Consider the following 16,610-nt stretch of genomic DNA (forward strand, 5'->3'; position numbering starts at 1 on the left):
GGTCCGCGCGGGGGGTCATGCGTGGGCGGCGGCGAGGAACAGCAGGTCCTCGGCGATGGACCGGGGACCGGCTCCCGCCTCTTCCCGGAACTCCGCGACGCGGTACGGCTCCTGGCGCGGGGCGCCGGGGCCGGCGGCCGGGACGCGGCGGTGGTCGAGGTCCGAGACGGGGTTGATGCGCGGGGCCGAGCCCATGGAAGTGGGCCAGACGACGCCGCCCTCCGCGAGCATCGGGATCTTGTCGAGGTCGACGCCGAACTTCTTGCCGAGGATCGAGAAGGAGAGGTCCTCCAGGCCGTCGATGATCCAGTTGGCGAAGGCGATCATGCCGTTGAAGGGGCCCGTCACCACGGCCAGTACGGCCTGGAGCCCCGTGGTCACCATGCGGCCGATGCCGCCGAGCGAACCGGACAGCGAGCCGCTCACGCGGGAGAAGGAGCCGGGCAGGGTGCCGGTGAGGAAGGTGATGACCGTCCGGATCGGCGCCATGATCGCGTTGAAGGCGCCGGAGGCGATCCCGTGCAGGGCGCGGGTGGCCGAGCCGACGGCCGTACCGACGCGGGAGATCCCGCTCACGTCGCCGCGCAGCAGGCCGAGGACGCCGGAGACGACCGCGAAGTACCCCTTGAAGTACGTGCTCACGATCTCGCCGACGGTCTTGAGCACGGGCAGCAGGAACTTCAGCTGCTCCTCGAACACCTTCCCGACGTACGTGAAGAGCTGCTCGATGAGCCGCTGCCCGGTCTCGGAGTTCAGCGCGAGCTCGATCAGCCAGGCGCCGACCGGGATCAGGATCCCGAGCAGGAAGCCGAGCGGGTTGGCGCGCATGGCCACGTTGACCGCGGTCATGACGACGGAGCCGACGGTCATGGCGATGCCGAAGGTGCTCATGACCGTGCCGACGATCCCGCTCAGGTCGAGCAGCCGGCCGAGCAGGGCCAGCACTCCGCCGGAGCCGCGGCCCAGCTTGAGCAGAGCGGAGCGGGGCCCGTTGGCTCCCGTTCCGGTGCGCTTGACGCCGGTGGCCGCCCGGGTGGCCGACCGGGAGATCCGGGTCGCGGACTGGGCGGCGGTGCCCGCCTGGGTCTTCAGCCCGGCCAGCACCTTGGCGGCCTGGGCCGCCGCCGGGGCGAGCCGTGCGGTGTCGGCCGCGGCCTTGCCGGCCGCCGAGGTGAGCCCTTTGAGCGAGGAAGTGGCCTGCCGTGCGGCATCCCCGGCCCGGCGGGTCTGGCCGCTGAGGCTGCTGAACCCCCGGGTGAGGCCGCCGAGGGGTCTCGTCGCCGCGGCGGCCGCACTCATCCGCGTGCCTTCGCCAGGTACATCAGCGCGTCGGCGGTGCGCTGGGGGTCGCTCGACTGGTGGGCGTAGTAGTTCTCGATGTGGAGCGCGGAGCCGTTGCCGTTGCCGGTGGCCGTCATCCGGGCGCGGGCGGCCGTACGGGCCAGCAGGCGGTCGAGCTTGGACAGCGGCAGGACGGCTTCGGCCTCGCCCGCCTCGGCGATGATCGCCGGGACGCCGCCGCTGCGCGGCATGACGACGCCGCCGGTGGCGAGCATGGGGATCGTGGGCAGGCTGACGCCGAAGCTCTTGCCGCCGACGAAGGGGACCCAGCCCGGGACGCTGACCCGGATTCGGTTGATCCGGCCGATCATCGAGTTGATCAGGCCGATGACGGAGTTGATGGGGGACTTGACCGCGCCGACGATGGCGCCGAAGGCTCCGGACGCGATGCCCTTGAGGCCGTTCCACGCGCTCGACATCCGGTCCTTGACCGCGTTGAAGGCGTTCGGGACGACCGACTTGATCCAGTTGACCACCGGGGTGATGACGGCCTTGATGCCGTTCCACACGCTGCTGATGACCGAGCGGACCGCGTTCATCACGGTGCTGATGGCCGACTTGATGCCGTTGAACGCGGACTTCACGGCGTTGCCGATGGCCGAGAGGATCGGCATGACGGCGCCCTTGACGCTGTTCCACACCGACTTGATCAGGTTGCCGGCGCTCTTGATGATCGGCCCGATGGCCTTCATCACGGCCGAGATCACGGTGCGGATGGCGCCGAAGGCCGTCTTGATCACGGCCTGCATGGTCTTCGAGCGCATCGCCATTTCGACGATCTTCTCGATGAGCGGCATGAACAGGTCGAGCAGGCGGGCGAGGAAGTTGCCCTTCATGGACTTGTTGAGCTTGTCCTGGCCCGAGGCGGCGCGGTCGGCGCCGGTCTTGAACTTCCCCAGCTGGGTTCCGCTGCGCTGGCCGGTCTGGCCGGCCTTGGACAGGGACTTCTCGGCCTGGTCGGAGGCCGTCTTGAGGTTCTTGAGCTGGCCGGTGGACCCCTGGGCGGAGGTCCGGAGCGTCTTGAGCTGCCCGGACGTCTTGCTGCCGGCGTCGCCGACGCGCTTGAGGGGGGCGGCGGCGCCGGAGGCCTGGGTCTTGAGGTTGCGCAGGGAATCCGAGGCGCGCTTGGTGGCACTGACGAGACTCATGGTTCTTACACCTCCTTCGTGCGGTGGGGTCGTGGATCAGGGCGCGCCGACGGCGCTGGCCGCGCGGCCAGCCGCCGTGCCGAGCTCGCCCAACTTGGTGGCCAGGGTCCCGGAGGCGCTGGAAACCCGGCCCATGGCGGTCGCGGTCTGCCGGAGCAGCTGCGGCTTCGGCAGCTCGCGCGGGTTGAAGCCCGTGAGGGCGTCCTTGAGCTTTCCGAGCTCGGTGGCGACCTCCTTGATGGTCTCGGGGACCATGCGGGCCAGGGCGCTCGCGATCTTCTCCAGGGCGGAGGCCGTCTGCTTGAGCGAGCGCGCGGACGGCATCTTGTCGATCTCGACGTTGAACTTCTCGATCTTCGGATTGAGGATGGAGAGCTTCTCGCGCAGCGGCTCCAGGGTCGCGGCCGCCGGAAGGGACTGCATGGACGCGAGGAGCGGGTTCTCGACCGACTGCCGGTTCTGCAGGCTGGGTATTCCGTTCGGGCCCGGGGCGAGGATGCGTCTCCCGCCCCCAGTGCGGCTGGTGGCGAGCTCCGTGAGGCTCTTGAACATGGCGCCGAAGTCGAGGAGCTTGAGCCCGAACGCGGTGAGGGCGACGCCGAGGCCCGCCAACACGGCGTAGACCATTCCCAGCTTTCCGGCGTCCTTGATGATCGCGGCGAGATCCTTCAGGCCGAGGAACTCCAGCAGCCCCTCCCACCAGGACTTGGGCTGCGGGTCCGGTCCTGCCTTGATGTCCTTCGTGAGCTGTTCGAGCTTGGCCGTCAGGAAGGCCTCGGTGACGAGGTTCGACGGCGACTTGTGCATGACGTAGGTCTTGAGTGGCGCCACGAGGCTGTTCTTGAGGTCTGTGATCAGCGCGTGGATTTCCGCGTTGGTGGGATCGGCCATGGGTTCCTCCGCTTCTGGCCTGGTGCGACGTCTGAACGCCGACAGCCCCTGCCGCATCGAGCGCGGCAGGGGCTGGGGGGCGTACGAAGGGCTAGGCGCGGCGCAGCTCCGAGACGGCGTCGTTCCAGCCGGCGGTGTACGCGCGTGCCTCGCGTTGGGTGATCTCGGCGTGCAGGGTGCCGAGCAGGGCCCTCTTGTCGAGGGGGGCGGGTCCGTCCAGGAGCTGGCTGAGGCGTTCGTGGAGCGTGATCTGCGGTGAGCCCTCAGCCTGCTGGGTCATGGACGCCTGCCTTCCAATTGCTTGCCCTTGCTGCGTGGTGGCGCCGCGGATCGGAGCGGGGGCACCTGGTAGTCGAATGTGTGTACGAGTTGAGTTTGGAACATCTGTTCGACTTTTGTCGAGCTGGAAACCCCGCACGGCGTGTTCGCTCCGCCACCCCCGGGGCCTGGTTGATGCCGGAACGGGAGGTTTCCGGACGACCGGGTACGCTGGATCACTGTTCCCCCGCCTGGGAAAACGTGAGTCACGTAGGGCGCGAGGGGGGCCCGGGGGCGGGAAGGCAGTGCTGAGGCGTGGACAAAAACACCGGTACCAGGGGGCGTGAGCATGCCGTCGACTGGCTTGAAACAGCGTCTGACCTGCCTCATCTGTTCGCCAGGCTTTCGGAACTCGTTCACGCGCGGGGCTACGCGCCCGACGACCTGGTGCTGATACCCCGCTCCGAGCTCGACCGCCGCGAGACGGCCGCCTTCACCGCCGGCTGGGCCGAGGCGACGGCCGAGGAACTGCCCCGGATCCGCCGGGAGTACGAGAAGCGGGTCGCCGAGGCCTACGCCGCGGGCAGCGGGCGCGGCTCCGACCCGGCCGCCCGGAGCACCCCCGGCGAAGGCCGGGGGGCCACCGTGATCCGGCTGCCGTTCGCCACGCTCCTCGAACCGTCGCCCCTCGTGAGGGAGACCGAGGAGCGGATGCGCCGGGCACAGGAGATCCTGGGCCTGCGGCCCGACGACACCGGCCACGAGCACGCCGCCGAGGCGGATGCCGGTGCGGATGCCGAGCGGGCCCAACCGCATCGGGACGGGGACGAGGAGACCGCCGCGTACGGGGGGACCGAGTCGGAGTCGGAGGGGGACCCGGAGTCGGATACCGCGCCGGCGGAGACCGGCCCGGCGGCTGACGACCCCGCCGCCCCTCCCGCCCCCGCGTCGCGCGCGAGCGGGAAGCGTGCGGCGCCGGCCGGCCGGAAGGTCGTACGGCGCAACGGGCGGCCCATCGTGCCGCCGCTGAACTCCGTACCCGTACAGCCCCGTACGCACGGCGCCCCCGCCGACACCCCGGCGGACGGGCCGGGGGCGGCGGGGGACACGGGGCGGCCGAGCCTGGCCGCCAAGGCCCGGGCCCTGGCGCGGGACATGGAGTCCCGCGGCCGGCCCGACGAACCCCGGGACGGCGGCTGACCCGGCCGGCCTTGGAACCGCCCGGTCAGCCGAAGAAGCGGACCAGGGTGTCCGGGGACACGGCATCGGTCCCGGCGGATGCCGAGGCCGAGGCCGATTCCGGGTCCTGTTCCGTGCCCGGATTCGCGCCCTGGTCGGCGTACGGCTTGTTGTCCGGCCGCGGCACGGGCTCCGGAGCCTCCGGGGCGTCTCCGTCCTCCGCCGCGTTGACGCAGGCGAACATCCAGTTGGCGGCCGCCAGATGGTCCACGGTGGCCGCCAGCAGGTGGTCGGTCACCGACCAGTCGGCGGCCTCGCCGAACAGCTCCCGGTTGAGGGAGCTGTCCCGTGGCAGGTGTTTGACCAGGACCTGGAGCCGGCGCGAGGAGAGGTCTCCGCGGTGCCAGTCCAGGATGTCCTTGCCGTAGTAGCGGAGCAGGTCCGCTTCGAGGGCCTCGGCGTGTTCGTCGACGAACTCGGCGAGGCTCAGCCTTCCCCCAGGCCGAGCCCCGTCTCCTTGCCGTAGGCCTCCAGGATCGCGGCGATGTCCTGCATCGTGATGTCGTGCTCTTCGAAGCGGGTGAACTGCTTCTCGCCCAGGAGGAGCCTGAGCAGACCGTCCACGTCGTTGTCGTCGAGCTTGCGCAGCCCCTTGGCCGCGGCGCGGGTGAGCTCGGTGGGAAGGGTGTACGTCTCGTCGTCCAGCTGGAACGACCAGGTACGGCCGAGGGCCTCCTGGCGCTGGGCGCGGGCCGCGTTGACGTCGAAGCCTGCCATGGTGATGGGTTCTCCTCTGGGTACTGGTGGAGGGAAGTCGTGAGGGGGTGGGGGCGGGGAGGCCTGACGGCCGCCCCGCCCCCGTCAGGGCCTGTCGGCCGGTCAGACGAGCGCGTACGCGCCGTCCTTCATGACGAAGCTCGCCAGCGGCTTGTCGTCACCCGCCGTCAGGGCGGTGAAGGTGATGCCCAGGGTGGAGGCCGACTTGCGGGCCAGCTTGATGTCGTCGGAGGCGGTGACCTGGCCGCGCGGGATGTAGAAGCGGTAGGTCACGACCGAGCCGTCGGAGGCCTTGGTGTCGGTGAACTCCAGGCCGAGGGCGCGGGCGTCGGACTTCGGGGAGTCCGCGATGTCGTAGCGGTAGATGCCGTTCGAAGGGGTCGCCTCGTCGGCCACCGCGCCGCCGCCCATGAAGAACGGCAGCGTCAGCTCGTTGAACTGCAGCATCGCGAACTTGATGCTCAGGTCCCGGTCGGAGTACGTGAAGTGGACCGGGCTGACCGCCTGCCACGAGTCGACCGGCTCCAGCTTGTCCTTCTTGGAGAAGGTGACGCCGTCGGCCGTGGTGAAGCCGAGGTCCTTCCAGTTGGCGCCCCAGTCGGTGTCCGGCTTGCCGGTGAAGGCGGTCGGAAGGGCCGTGCCGGCGGCGGCGACGAAGAGGCGACCGTTACCGGCTACGCGGATCTCGGACGAGTTTCCTGCCATGGTGATGCTTCTCCTTATATAGGGGTCTGCCGCACCGGAACTCCGGTGTGCCCGGGGCCGGGTACGGCAAAGGCCCCGCCGGACGGCAGGGCCTTGGTCTGTGGGGCCGGGGCGCGGGAGGCGCCCGCCGGCGGGCGCGTCAGAAGACGCTGAGGGACACCTGGATCACGCAGACGTAGCGGTTGGCGGCGCGGTAGAGGTAGTCCGGGAGCCAGCGCGGCCCGTCCTGCTCGATCACGTCGGTGAAGGTGTTCGAGCCGTACGTCTTGCCGAGCGCGGCGAGCAGGGCCCGCCGGGCGGCGTTGGCCAGCGTGTGCGCGGCGGCCTTGGTCGGGCCGTACACCTCGAACTCGATCAGCGGCATGTCCACGTGCAGGTCGCCCGTCCAGGCCCCGCCGCGGCGGTTGACCATGACGGCCCGCTGGGTGCCGTCGAATCCGGCGGGCGGGCTGACGGCGACGACGGCCGTGGACAGGGCGGGATCAGCTTGGAGGACGTCGACGACCAGGGCCTCGACGTCGGGGAAGGCACTCGGGGGAGTGGTCACGACGATTCACCTCGGGCTGATGGGTGGAAAGGGGGCTGTCGGGCGGTGCCCGGAAGGGGGGCGGGGGGCGGACACCGCCCGACGCGGAGCGGCCCGGCCGCGTCCCGTCCTGCGGGCGCAGCTCTGCCGCTGCACCAACTGTGACACGTTGCGTGCGCGCGCGCAACAAGTTCGAGCGGGGAGTTCTCGGCGGGCCCGCGCCGAACCGCGAACGCCGGATGCCCGGCCTCCCGGAGGGGAGGCCGGGCATCCGGCGAAGGCGAGGAGAGGGGGAGACTGAGGAGGGGGGGGAGACTGAGGAGGGGGGGAGACTGAGGAGGGGGGGAGAGGGCGCGGGCTCAGACCGGTGCCACCCCGGCCGCCCCCGGGCCCGCCCTGCGGCTGGCGTCGCGTTCGGCGGCGAACACGTCCTCCAGTCGGAACAGCTGCGCCCGCCCGGCCTTGCCCGCCGCCCGCAGCCGGCCCAGCTGGACCCACTTGCGGATCGTGGCGGGCGCGACCCCGGCCTCCTGGGCGGCCAGCGGCCCCGGAATCAGGGCGGGGAGGTGCGGCAAGGGGGAGGACGGGGACAACAGCGAGGACGGGGACGGCAGCGAGAACGGGGCGGACAGGGAGGGGAATCCAGCGGTCACTTCGGGTCGCCTTCCATCGCGGTGTCGAGTTCCTCGGTACTGCAGCCCGCCTCGGAGACCAGCGCGGTCCACTCGGACTCGGGCCACAGGTGCCGGTAGGCGGGATCGTCCCCGCAGCCGCACTCCTCGTCGGTGCAGCGGCAGGCCGGGTTGACGCAGAGCACGGCCCGGCGGTCGGGGAAGGCCCGCAGCGAGACCGAGTCGCACCACGGGCAGCGGCCGGACACCCGCACCACCTGCTCGGTGTCGCCGAGCGCGCGGGCGCAGCGGCGGGCCATGCGGCGCAGCTCGTCGCGCACGTGCCGGGCCAGCACCGGCTGGGCGGTGATCTCGTCCAGCAGCGCGGCGAGCCGGCGCAGTCGTACGGGGACCGGGGCGCGGCGGGGCCGCGGGATCCCGAGCCGGGCGCACACCGCCTCCTCCAGTTCGACCACCCCGTCGGTGATGTCGCGGATGGCGTCGGAGACGTGCAGCCGGAGGGGGGCGGCGCTGTGGCCGGGGGCGGACAGGCCGTGGCGCTGCTGGACGAGCAGGGCCTCGCGCCGTTCCTCCCGTAGGAGCGCGTCGTCGCGCGCGGTACGGGGGGCGGGGACGGAGGCGAAGGGGGCGGCGCGCCCGGGCGCGAGCTCCTCGGCGAGTTCGGGGAACTGGCGGATCAGGGACGCGGTCCAGAGTGCGATGTCGCTGGCGGTGCGGTCAGGCACGGAGGCTCCCGGAGGACGTGGGGATGGCGGCGGGCCGGCCGTTGCGCCACAGGCGTCCGGCGCAGACCCCGTCGAACAGGCTCTCGGCGGGCGCGACGGCCGCCTCGCACTCGCGCCGTACGGGGCAGGAGGCGCAGGCGCTCAGCGCGGGGGCGGCGTCCTTGGCCCGCCGGGCGAAGACGACGTCCGGGGGGAGGGCGGCGCACGCGGCGGAGGCCTGCCAAGGCCGGCGGAAGGTGTCGGGCGGGGCTGTGTACGGAACAAAGGGCATGGTGACTCCGCGACGTGGGACTGCCGTGGATCACGGCGCGTTCACTGTGACACGTTGCGTGCGAGCGCGCAATCAAGATCCCTTTACCTAAGGTGTGCCTATTTAGTGGAGGGTATAATTCTGTGCGCGCAAGCACGGTAGGCTGTGATCTCATGGAGCGGACTGCGAACTTGAGGAGCGGCACATGAGCACTCTCGAATTGGACGCGTTCGCGGCCTGGGTCGAAGGACTGATGCGGCAGCGCGGGTACGACATCGACAGCCCCAGGGGTGGCGGCAAGTCGAGGATCGCCGACGAGGCGGGGGTCCACCGGGCCGCCGTCACCCGGCTGCTCCAGCGCCAGAGCATGCCCGACCTGGAGACCATGCGCCGGATCGCCCCGCTGCTGGGCGTCTCGGTGCGCGACATGCTGATCCGCTCCGGCCGGGTCAGCCCCGAGGAGCTCCCGCTGCCCTCGCAGGACCTGCCGCCCGGTGGCGGGACGCCGACCATCGAGGACTTCGCCCGCTGGCTCGGGGTCCCCGAGGGGCGCCGCGAGGTCTTCGTCAAGGTGGTCAGCCAGTTCCTGGAGCCGGACGGCACCGGCGCGGACGCGTCCTCCGAGGCGCCGGAGCCGCCGGCCACCGCACCGGGGCGCCGCCGGGCACGGGAGTGACCCCCTCCGGCAGTTCGACCGGCCCCTTTCCCGCCGTCGCCTAGCACACGCACACCACATCCGCACATCGGACGGACCACGCCCCGGTCTCGGCCGTGCGGCTACTGGCCTGCGGGTACTTCGGACGGTGGGGGCGGGGGCTTTTGTTTTGACCGGAGTGGATGCGGTCGGTACGCTCAGACCTTGTGCCTGGGGTGTGCCTGGGCTCCTGTGCGTGTCCATCAACCGCACCTGAGCCGTACAAGCCACCGCGATTCATGCGTTTCCACGCTTGCGTGGAGGTCCGCCGGATCCGACACACCCGACCGCGTGGGTCGGCAAATGTTCCAGGTTAGCTTCACTACACGGCACACAGAAACCGGAGAAGTAGTGCCTACGATCCAGCAGCTGGTCCGTAAGGGCCGGCAGGACAAGGTCGAGAAGACCAAGACCCCCGCGCTTGAGGCTTCGCCCCAGCGTCGTGGCGTCTGCACGCGTGTGTTCACGACCACCCCGAAGAAGCCGAACTCGGCGCTGCGTAAGGTCGCGCGTGTGCGTCTGACCTCTGGCATCGAGGTCACGGCCTACATTCCGGGTGAGGGACACAACCTGCAGGAGCACTCGATCGTGCTCGTGCGTGGTGGCCGTGTGAAGGACCTGCCGGGTGTTCGTTACAAGATCATCCGTGGTGCGCTTGACACCCAGGCTGTCAAGAACCGCAAGCAGGCCCGCAGCCGCTACGGCGCCAAGAAGGAGAAGTAAAAAATGCCTCGTAAGGGCCCCGCCCCGAAGCGCCCGGTCATCATCGACCCGGTCTACGCATCTCCTCTGGTGACGTCGCTCATCAACAAGATCCTCCTGAACGGCAAGCGCTCCACCGCCGAGCGCATCGTTTACGGCGCCATGGAAGGCCTCCGCGAGAAGACCGGCAACGACCCGGTCATCACGCTGAAGCGCGCGCTGGAGAACGTCAAGCCGTCGCTCGAGGTCAAGTCCCGCCGTGTCGGTGGCGCCACCTACCAGGTGCCGATCGAGGTCAAGCCGGGTCGTCAGTCGACCCTCGCGCTGCGCTGGCTCGTGGGTTACTCCCGCGCCCGCCGCGAGAAGACGATGACCGAGCGCCTCATGAACGAGCTGCTCGACGCGTCGAACGGTCTTGGCGCTGCCGTCAAGAAGCGTGAGGACACGCACAAGATGGCCGAGTCCAACAAGGCCTTCGCGCACTACCGCTGGTAGTCCCAACCCACATCGAGACCGAGAGAAGACTGAGCCGATATGGCTACCACTTCGCTTGACCTGGCCAAGGTGCGCAACATCGGCATCATGGCTCACATCGACGCGGGCAAGACGACCACCACCGAGCGCATCCTGTTCTACACCGGTGTGTCTTACAAGATCGGTGAAGTCCACGACGGCGCTGCCACGATGGACTGGATGGAGCAGGAGCAGGAGCGCGGCATCACGATCACGTCTGCCGCGACGACCTGCCACTGGCCGCTCGAAGACGTCGACCACACCATCAACATCATCGACACCCCGGGTCACGTTGACTTCACGGTCGAGGTGGAGCGTTCGCTCCGCGTCCTCGACGGTGCCGTCACCGTGTTCGACGGTGTCGCCGGTGTGGAGCCGCAGTCCGAGACCGTTTGGCGTCAGGCGGACCGCTACGGCGTCCCGCGCATCTGCTTCGTCAACAAGCTGGACCGCACCGGCGCCGAGTTCCACCGCTGCGTCGAGATGATCAAGGACCGCCTCGGTGCGGTTCCGATCGTCATGCAGCTCCCCATCGGTGCCGAGATGGACTTCCAGGGCGTTGTCGACCTGGTCACCATGAAGGCGTTCGTCTGGTCCGCCGAGGCGACCAAGGGCGAGATGTACGACATCGTCGACATCCCGGACACCCACAAGGAAGCCGCTGAAGAGTGGCACGCCAAGCTGGTCGAGACGGTCGCCGAGAACGACGACCAGATCATGGAGCTGTTCCTCGAGGGCGTCGAGCCCACCGTCGAGCAGCTGCACGCCGCTGTGCGTCGCATCATCATCGGCTCCAAGGGTGACAACGGCGCCACCGTCACCGCGGTGTTCTGTGGCACGGCGTTCAAGAACAAGGGTGTTCAGCCCCTGCTCGACGCCGTCGTCCGCTACCTCCCGTCGCCCCTGGACATCGAGGCCATCGAAGGCCACGACGTCCGGGACGCCGAGGTCGTCGTGAAGCGCAAGCCCTCGGACGACGAGCCCCTCGCGGCGCTCGCGTTCAAGATCATGCGCGACCCGCACCTCGGCAAGCTCACCTTCGTCCGGGTTTACTCGGGCCGCCTGGAGGCCGGCACTGCGGTGCTGAACTCCGTCAAGGGCAAGAAGGAGCGCATCGGCAAGATCTACCGCATGCACGCCAACAAGCGTGAAGAGATCGAAGCGGTGGGCGCCGGTGACATCGTCGCCGTCATGGGCCTGAAGCAGACCACCACCGGTGAGACGCTGTGTGACGACAAGAACCCGGTCATCCTGGAGTCCATGGACTTCCCGGCCCCGGTCATTCAGGTCGCCATCGAGCCCAAGTCCAAGGGTGACCAGGAGAAGCTGGGTGTCGCCATCCAGTCTCTCGCGGAGGAGGACCCCTCCTTCCACGTTCACTCGGACGAAGAGACCGGCCAGACCATCCTCGGCGGTATGGGCGAGCTGCACCTCGAGGTGCTGGTCGACCGTATGAAGCGCGAGTTCAAGGTCGAGGCCAACGTCGGCAAGCCGCAGGTCGCTTACCGCGAGACGATCCGCCAGACGGTGGAGCGTCACGACTACACCCACAAGAAGCAGACCGGTGGTACCGGTCAGTTCGCCAAGGTGCAGATCGCGATCGAGCCGATCCTCGAGGCCGACGGTCCGGCGTACGAGTTCGTGAACAAGGTCACCGGTGGCCGCATCCCGAGGGAGTACATCCCCTCGGTCGACGCGGGTGCGCAGGAAGCCATGAAGTTCGGCATCCTCGCCGGCTACGAGATGACCGGCGTCCGCGTCATTCTTCTCGACGGTGGCTACCACGAGGTCGACTCCTCCGAGCTCGCCTTCAAGATCGCCGGTTCGCAGGCCTTCAAGGAGGCCGCGCGCAAGGCTTCTCCCGTGCTCCTCGAGCCGATGATGGCCGTCGAGGTCACCACGCCGGAGGAGTCCATGGGTGACGTCATCGGTGACATCAACTCCCGCCGTGGCCAGATCCAGGCCATGGAGGAGCGTCACGGCGCTCGCCTCGTGAAGGGCCTCGTGCCCCTCTCGGAGATGTTCGGCTACGTCGGAGACCTCCGCAGCAAGACCTCGGGTCGCGCCAGCTACTCGATGCAGTTCGACTCCTACGCCGAGGTTCCCCGGAACGTCGCCGAGGAGATCATCGCGAAGGCCAAGGGCGAGTAACTCTTCCGAGTACACGCTTTAGGCTTGTCACCGGAGCCTCAGGGGCAACAGGAGTAACCCTCCCGTTGCCCCGGGGTACCGGCTATCCAGCAAAGATCACCTGGCGCCGATCTGTAAGGCGTACAGAACCACTCTCCAGGAGGACCCCGTGGCGAAGGCGAAGTTCGAGCGGACTAAGCCGCACGTCAACATCGGCACCATCGGTCACATTGACCACGGTAAGACGACCCTCACGGCCGCCATTACCAAGGTGCTGCACGACGCGTACCCGGACCTGAACGAGGCCTCGGCCTTCGACCAGATCGACAAGGCTCCCGAAGAGCGCCAGCGCGGCATCACCATCTCCATCGCGCACGTCGAGTACCAGACCGAGGCGCGTCACTACGCCCACGTCGACTGCCCCGGTCACGCGGACTACATCAAGAACATGATCACCGGTGCCGCGCAGATGGACGGCGCGATCCTCGTGGTCGCCGCCACCGACGGCCCGATGCCGCAGACCAAGGAGCACGTGCTCCTGGCCCGCCAGGTCGGCGTTCCGTACATCGTCGTCGCCCTGAACAAGGCCGACATGGTGGACGACGAGGAGATCCTGGAGCTCGTCGAGCTCGAGGTTCGTGAGCTCCTCTCCGACTACGAGTTCCCGGGCGACGACCTTCCGGTCGTCCGCGTCTCCGCGCTGAAGGCGCTCGAGGGCGACAAGGAGTGGGGCGAGAAGCTCCTCGGCCTCATGGCTGCCGTCGACGAGGCGATCCCGACCCCGCCGCGTGACACCGACCTGCCGTTCCTCATGCCCGTCGAGGACGTCTTCACGATCACCGGTCGTGGCACCGTCGTCACCGGTCGTATCGAGCGTGGTGTCCTGAAGGTCAACGAGACCGTCGACATCATCGGTATCAAGGAGACCAAGACCACCACCACGGTCACCGGTATCGAGATGTTCCGCAAGCTGCTCGACGAGGGCCAGGCGGGCGAGAACGTCGGTCTGCTCCTCCGTGGCATCAAGCGCGAGGACGTCGAGCGCGGCCAGGTCATCATCAAGCCCGGTTCGGTCACCCCGCACACCGAGTTCGAGGCCCAGGCCTACATCCTGTCGAAGGACGAGGGTGGCCGTCACACCCCCTTCTTCAACAACTACCGTCCGCAGTTCTACTTCCGTACCACCGACGTCACGGGTGTTGTCACCCTGCCGGCCGGCACGGAGATGGTCATGCCGGGCGACAACACCGAGATGACGGTCGCGCTGATCCAGCCGGTCGCCATGGAGGAGGGCCTCAAGTTCGCCATCCGTGAGGGTGGTCGTACCGTGGGCGCCGGCCAGGTCACCAAGATCACGAAGTAATTCGTGTTCTGACCTGGTAGCTCGTGCGAGCGAGCACCATGTTTGACAGGAGGGCCCCTTCCCCGTCGTTCACGCGACGGGGAAGGGGCCCTTCGTCGTACGGAGCTTCTCCCCAGGGCCTGCCTACGCGCCTGCGTGCCGCGGCCGGGCATGCGAAGAGGGCCGCACCCCTCGGGGTACGGCCCTCTTCGCGCTCCGTCGTGCCTACTGCTTCACCCGCAGGGACTGCGTGAACTCCATGCAGGCGGTGTAGTCCGGCAGCAGGCCGGACGCGACGGCGTCGGCCAGCGAGGGGGCCGCGTCATCGCGGGCGGACAGCAGCGGGACGTCCGCCGGCCAGTCGATGCCCAGGTCGGGGTCGAGCGGGTGGACCGAGTGCTCGCCCGTCGGGTTGTACGTCTCCGAGCAGAGGTAGGACAGCGTGGCGTCGTCGGTCAGCGCGCAGAAGCCGTGGCCCATGCCCTCGGGGATGTAGACGGCGCGGCGGTCCACGTCGTCCAGCCGGACGCCTTCCCAGCGGCCGAAGGTCGGGGAGCCGACCCGGATGTCCACGATGATGTCCAGCACGGCGCCGCGCACGCAGGTGACGTACTTGGCCTGGCCGCGCGGGACGTCGGCGAAGTGGATGCCGCGGACCACGCCGCGCTGGGAGACCGAGAGGTTCGCCTGCGCCAGGTTCAGCGGGTGCCCGACGACCTCGGCGAGGTGGTCGAAGCGGTACCACTCCATGAACATGCCGCGCGGGTCACCGTGCTGCTGGGGCGTTATCTCGAAAACGCCCTCGATGGAGAGTTCGCGGAACTTCATCGTGCGGCCTCCTCTTCGAGCAGACCGATCAGGTAGGTGCCGTAACCGCTCTTGATCAGCGGCTCGGCCAGCTCGCGCAGCTGCGCGGAGTCGATCAGGCCCGCCCGCCAGGCGGCCTCCTCGATGCAGCCGATCTTGAAGCCCTGGCGCTCCTCGATCACGCGCACGAACTCCGAGGCCTGCACCATCGAGACGAAGGTGCCGGTGTCCAGCCAGGCGGTACCGCGGTCGAGGATGGTGACATTCAGCTCACCGGCCTGGAGGTACGCGTCGTTGACGGCGGTGATCTCCAGTTCGCCGCGGGCGCTGGGCTTCAGGCCGCGGGCGATCTCCACGACCTGGTTGTCGTAGAAGTACAGACCGGGCACGGCGTAACGGGACTTGGGCCGGGCCGGCTTCTCCTCGATGGAGATGGCCTGGCCGTTCTCGTCGAACTCGACCACGCCGTACGCCGTCGGGTCCGCCACCGGGTACGCGAAGACCCGGCCGCCCTTGGAGTCGGTGTGCTCCGCCAGCCGCGTGCCGAGGCCGCTGCCGTGGAAGATGTTGTCGCCGAGGATCAGGGCGACGGAGTCGTCCCCGATGAAGTCGGCGCCGAGCACGAAGGCCTGGGCGATGCCTTCGGGGCGCTCCTGGACGGCGTACTCCAGCCGGATGCCGAACTGCGAGCCGTCGCCGAGCAGGCGCTCGAACTGGTCGCGGTCCTCCGGGGTGGTGATGACGAGGATCTCGCTGATCCCGGCCATGACCAGCGTCGAAAGCGGGTAGTAGATCATCGGCTTGTCGAAGACGGGCAGCAGCTGCTTCGACACTGCCCGCGTCAGCGGCCAGAGTCGGGATCCGGTGCCGCCGGCCAAGAGAATTCCACGCATAGGCACAACCCTATGCGAGACCGGTGGAGGCGCGCCGTCCGGGCCCGGGCGGGAGCGGGCGGGCGGCCTTTGCGGAGTAGGCGAGCGGCTAGACTGTTTGTATTATGCGCATCCTTGTGACCGGCGGCGCCGGCTTCATCGGTTCAGAATTCGTCCGCCAGCAGCTCGGTTCGGACCCCACGGCCCAGATCACCGTCTTCGACAAGCTGACGTATTCCGGCGTCGAAGCCAACCTCGCCCCGGTCGCCGGTCATGCCGGCTACTCGTTCGTCAAGGGTGACATCTGCGACGCCGAGGCCGTCGACCAGGTGATGCCCGGCCACGACGTCGTCGTGCATTTCGCGGCGGAGTCCCACGTGGACCGCTCGATCGCCGGCGCCGGCCCCTTCGTGATGACCAACGTGGTGGGCACCCAGGTCCTCCTGGACGCCGCCCGCAAGCACGGCGTCGGCCGCTTCGTCCACATCTCCACCGACGAGGTCTACGGCTCGATCAGCGAGGGCTCCTGGACCGAGGAGTGGCCGCTGGTGCCCAACTCCCCGTACTCCGCCTCGAAGGCCTCCTCCGACCTGCTCGCGCTGGCCTACGCCCGCACGCACGGCATGGACGTCGTGGTCACGCGCTGCTCCAACAACTACGGGCACTACCAGTTCCCGGAGAAGGTCATCCCGCTGTTCGTCTCGAACCTGATGGACGGCAAGAAGGTCCCGCTGTACGGCAACGGCGGCAACGTGCGCGACTGGCTGCACGTCTCCGACCACTGCCGCGGCATCGACCTGGCCATGCGCAAGGGCCGCGGCGGCGAGGTCTACAACATCGGCGGCGGCGTCGAGCTCACCAACAAGGAGCTCACCGGCGTGCTGCTGGAGGCCGCGGGCCTGGGCTGGGAGATGGTCGAGCGCGTCGAGGACCGCAAGGGCCACGACCTGCGCTACTCCATCGACATCAGCAAGATCGGCTCGGAGCTCGGCTACGCCCCGCAGGTCACCTTCGAGGAGGGCATCGCGTCGACCATCACCTGGTACCGCGAGAACCGCGCCTGGTGGGAGCCCCTGAAGGCCAAGGCAGCGCTGCAGAAGTGACCGCCGCGGACGTGA

General features: G+C 69.0%; 20 protein-coding genes. 7 read left to right on the plus strand and 13 right to left on the minus strand.

Annotated elements, in window-relative coordinates:
* Positions 1 to 15: 15 nt before the first annotated feature.
* The 4 genes from ACIA8F_RS02550 to ACIA8F_RS02565 all read right to left on the minus strand — a co-directional run bounded on the left by ACIA8F_RS02550 (position 16) and on the right by ACIA8F_RS02565 (position 3,660).
* Positions 16 to 1,299 carry a tape-measure protein gene (locus ACIA8F_RS02550; RefSeq protein ID WP_399376326.1) on the minus strand — a complete coding sequence of 428 codons (1,284 nt, stop codon included), beginning with the start codon at positions 1,297 to 1,299 and terminating at the stop codon, positions 16 to 18.
* A complete protein-coding gene (locus ACIA8F_RS02555; protein ID WP_399376327.1) occupies positions 1,296 to 2,489 on the minus strand; it encodes a phage tail protein in 1,194 nt (397 codons plus the stop codon). The genes ACIA8F_RS02550 and ACIA8F_RS02555 overlap by 4 nt, the downstream gene beginning before the upstream one ends.
* Positions 2,490 to 2,525: 36 nt before the next feature.
* Positions 2,526 to 3,380, minus strand: coding sequence for a hypothetical protein (locus ACIA8F_RS02560; protein WP_399376328.1), 855 nt, complete (start codon positions 3,378 to 3,380; stop codon positions 2,526 to 2,528).
* Between the two features lie 91 nt (positions 3,381 to 3,471).
* Positions 3,472 to 3,660: a hypothetical protein gene (locus ACIA8F_RS02565; protein WP_399376330.1), complete on the minus strand. Its 189-nt coding sequence runs from the start codon at positions 3,658 to 3,660 to the stop codon at positions 3,472 to 3,474.
* Positions 3,661 to 4,085: 425 nt separating this feature from the next.
* Between ACIA8F_RS02565 and ACIA8F_RS02570 the strand changes: the two genes are divergently transcribed.
* Entirely contained in the window at positions 4,086 to 4,838 is a 753-nt protein-coding gene (locus ACIA8F_RS02570) for a hypothetical protein (protein WP_399376331.1), read from the plus strand.
* A gap of 25 nt (positions 4,839 to 4,863) precedes the next feature.
* Here the strand turns inward: ACIA8F_RS02570 and ACIA8F_RS02575 are convergent, their stop codons facing one another.
* The 7 genes from ACIA8F_RS02575 to ACIA8F_RS02605 form a co-directional block, all read right to left on the minus strand.
* Positions 4,864 to 5,232 carry a hypothetical protein gene (locus tag ACIA8F_RS02575; protein ID WP_399376619.1) on the minus strand — a complete coding sequence of 123 codons (369 nt, stop codon included), beginning with the start codon at positions 5,230 to 5,232 and terminating at the stop codon, positions 4,864 to 4,866.
* A gap of 71 nt (positions 5,233 to 5,303) precedes the next feature.
* On the minus strand, positions 5,304 to 5,594 hold the full coding sequence (locus ACIA8F_RS02580; protein ID WP_399376333.1) for a hypothetical protein: 291 nt from the start codon (positions 5,592 to 5,594) through the stop codon (positions 5,304 to 5,306).
* 102 nt (positions 5,595 to 5,696) lie between these two features.
* Positions 5,697 to 6,299, minus strand: coding sequence for a phage tail protein (locus tag ACIA8F_RS02585; protein WP_399376334.1), 603 nt, complete (start codon positions 6,297 to 6,299; stop codon positions 5,697 to 5,699).
* 139 nt (positions 6,300 to 6,438) lie between these two features.
* Positions 6,439 to 6,846 carry a hypothetical protein gene (locus ACIA8F_RS02590; RefSeq protein ID WP_399376335.1) on the minus strand — a complete coding sequence of 136 codons (408 nt, stop codon included), beginning with the start codon at positions 6,844 to 6,846 and terminating at the stop codon, positions 6,439 to 6,441.
* A 338-nt stretch (positions 6,847 to 7,184) separates the two neighbouring features.
* Positions 7,185 to 7,400 (minus strand): hypothetical protein, encoded by a 216-nt coding sequence (locus ACIA8F_RS02595; RefSeq protein ID WP_399376620.1) that lies wholly within the window; start codon positions 7,398 to 7,400, stop codon positions 7,185 to 7,187.
* A gap of 74 nt (positions 7,401 to 7,474) precedes the next feature.
* Entirely contained in the window at positions 7,475 to 8,182 is a 708-nt protein-coding gene (locus tag ACIA8F_RS02600; protein WP_399376336.1) for a hypothetical protein, read from the minus strand.
* On the minus strand, positions 8,175 to 8,453 hold the full coding sequence (locus ACIA8F_RS02605) for a WhiB family transcriptional regulator (RefSeq protein WP_399376337.1): 279 nt from the start codon (positions 8,451 to 8,453) through the stop codon (positions 8,175 to 8,177). The genes ACIA8F_RS02600 and ACIA8F_RS02605 overlap by 8 nt, the downstream gene beginning before the upstream one ends.
* Before the next feature lie 184 nt (positions 8,454 to 8,637).
* On the opposite strand from ACIA8F_RS02605, the gene ACIA8F_RS02610 reads away from it, so the two are divergent.
* The 5 genes from ACIA8F_RS02610 to tuf all read left to right on the plus strand — a co-directional run bounded on the left by ACIA8F_RS02610 (position 8,638) and on the right by tuf (position 13,834).
* Positions 8,638 to 9,108 (plus strand): helix-turn-helix domain-containing protein, encoded by a 471-nt coding sequence (locus tag ACIA8F_RS02610; RefSeq protein WP_399376338.1) that lies wholly within the window; start codon positions 8,638 to 8,640, stop codon positions 9,106 to 9,108.
* A 369-nt stretch (positions 9,109 to 9,477) separates the two neighbouring features.
* Positions 9,478 to 9,849: a 30S ribosomal protein S12 gene (rpsL, locus tag ACIA8F_RS02615; RefSeq protein ID WP_007265893.1), complete on the plus strand. Its 372-nt coding sequence runs from the start codon at positions 9,478 to 9,480 to the stop codon at positions 9,847 to 9,849.
* 3 nt (positions 9,850 to 9,852) lie between these two features.
* On the plus strand, positions 9,853 to 10,323 hold the full coding sequence (gene rpsG, locus ACIA8F_RS02620) for a 30S ribosomal protein S7 (protein WP_215023410.1): 471 nt from the start codon (positions 9,853 to 9,855) through the stop codon (positions 10,321 to 10,323).
* 39 nt (positions 10,324 to 10,362) lie between these two features.
* Positions 10,363 to 12,492 (plus strand): elongation factor G, encoded by a 2,130-nt coding sequence (gene fusA, locus ACIA8F_RS02625; protein ID WP_399376339.1) that lies wholly within the window; start codon positions 10,363 to 10,365, stop codon positions 12,490 to 12,492.
* 148 nt (positions 12,493 to 12,640) lie between these two features.
* The gene (tuf, locus tag ACIA8F_RS02630; RefSeq protein WP_254387373.1) at positions 12,641 to 13,834 is read left to right on the plus strand and encodes an elongation factor Tu; all 1,194 of its coding nucleotides are present in this window, start codon (positions 12,641 to 12,643) and stop codon (positions 13,832 to 13,834) included.
* A 204-nt stretch (positions 13,835 to 14,038) separates the two neighbouring features.
* On the opposite strand, the gene rfbC is transcribed toward tuf, so the two are convergent.
* Together rfbC and rfbA are read right to left on the minus strand one after the other, a co-directional pair.
* Entirely contained in the window at positions 14,039 to 14,641 is a 603-nt protein-coding gene (gene rfbC, locus ACIA8F_RS02635; RefSeq protein WP_399376340.1) for a dTDP-4-dehydrorhamnose 3,5-epimerase, read from the minus strand.
* A complete protein-coding gene (gene rfbA / locus ACIA8F_RS02640; protein WP_399376341.1) occupies positions 14,638 to 15,513 on the minus strand; it encodes a glucose-1-phosphate thymidylyltransferase RfbA in 876 nt (291 codons plus the stop codon). Before rfbA ends, rfbC begins: the two co-directional genes overlap by 4 nt.
* 104 nt (positions 15,514 to 15,617) lie before the next feature.
* On the opposite strand from rfbA, the gene rfbB reads away from it, so the two are divergent.
* Entirely contained in the window at positions 15,618 to 16,595 is a 978-nt protein-coding gene (rfbB, locus tag ACIA8F_RS02645; RefSeq protein ID WP_399376342.1) for a dTDP-glucose 4,6-dehydratase, read from the plus strand.
* The last annotated feature ends 15 nt before the right edge of the window (positions 16,596 to 16,610 follow it).

It is taken from the genome of Streptomyces sp. NPDC051563, assembly GCF_044454225.1.
Classification (GTDB): Bacteria; Actinomycetota; Actinomycetes; order Streptomycetales; family Streptomycetaceae; genus Streptomyces.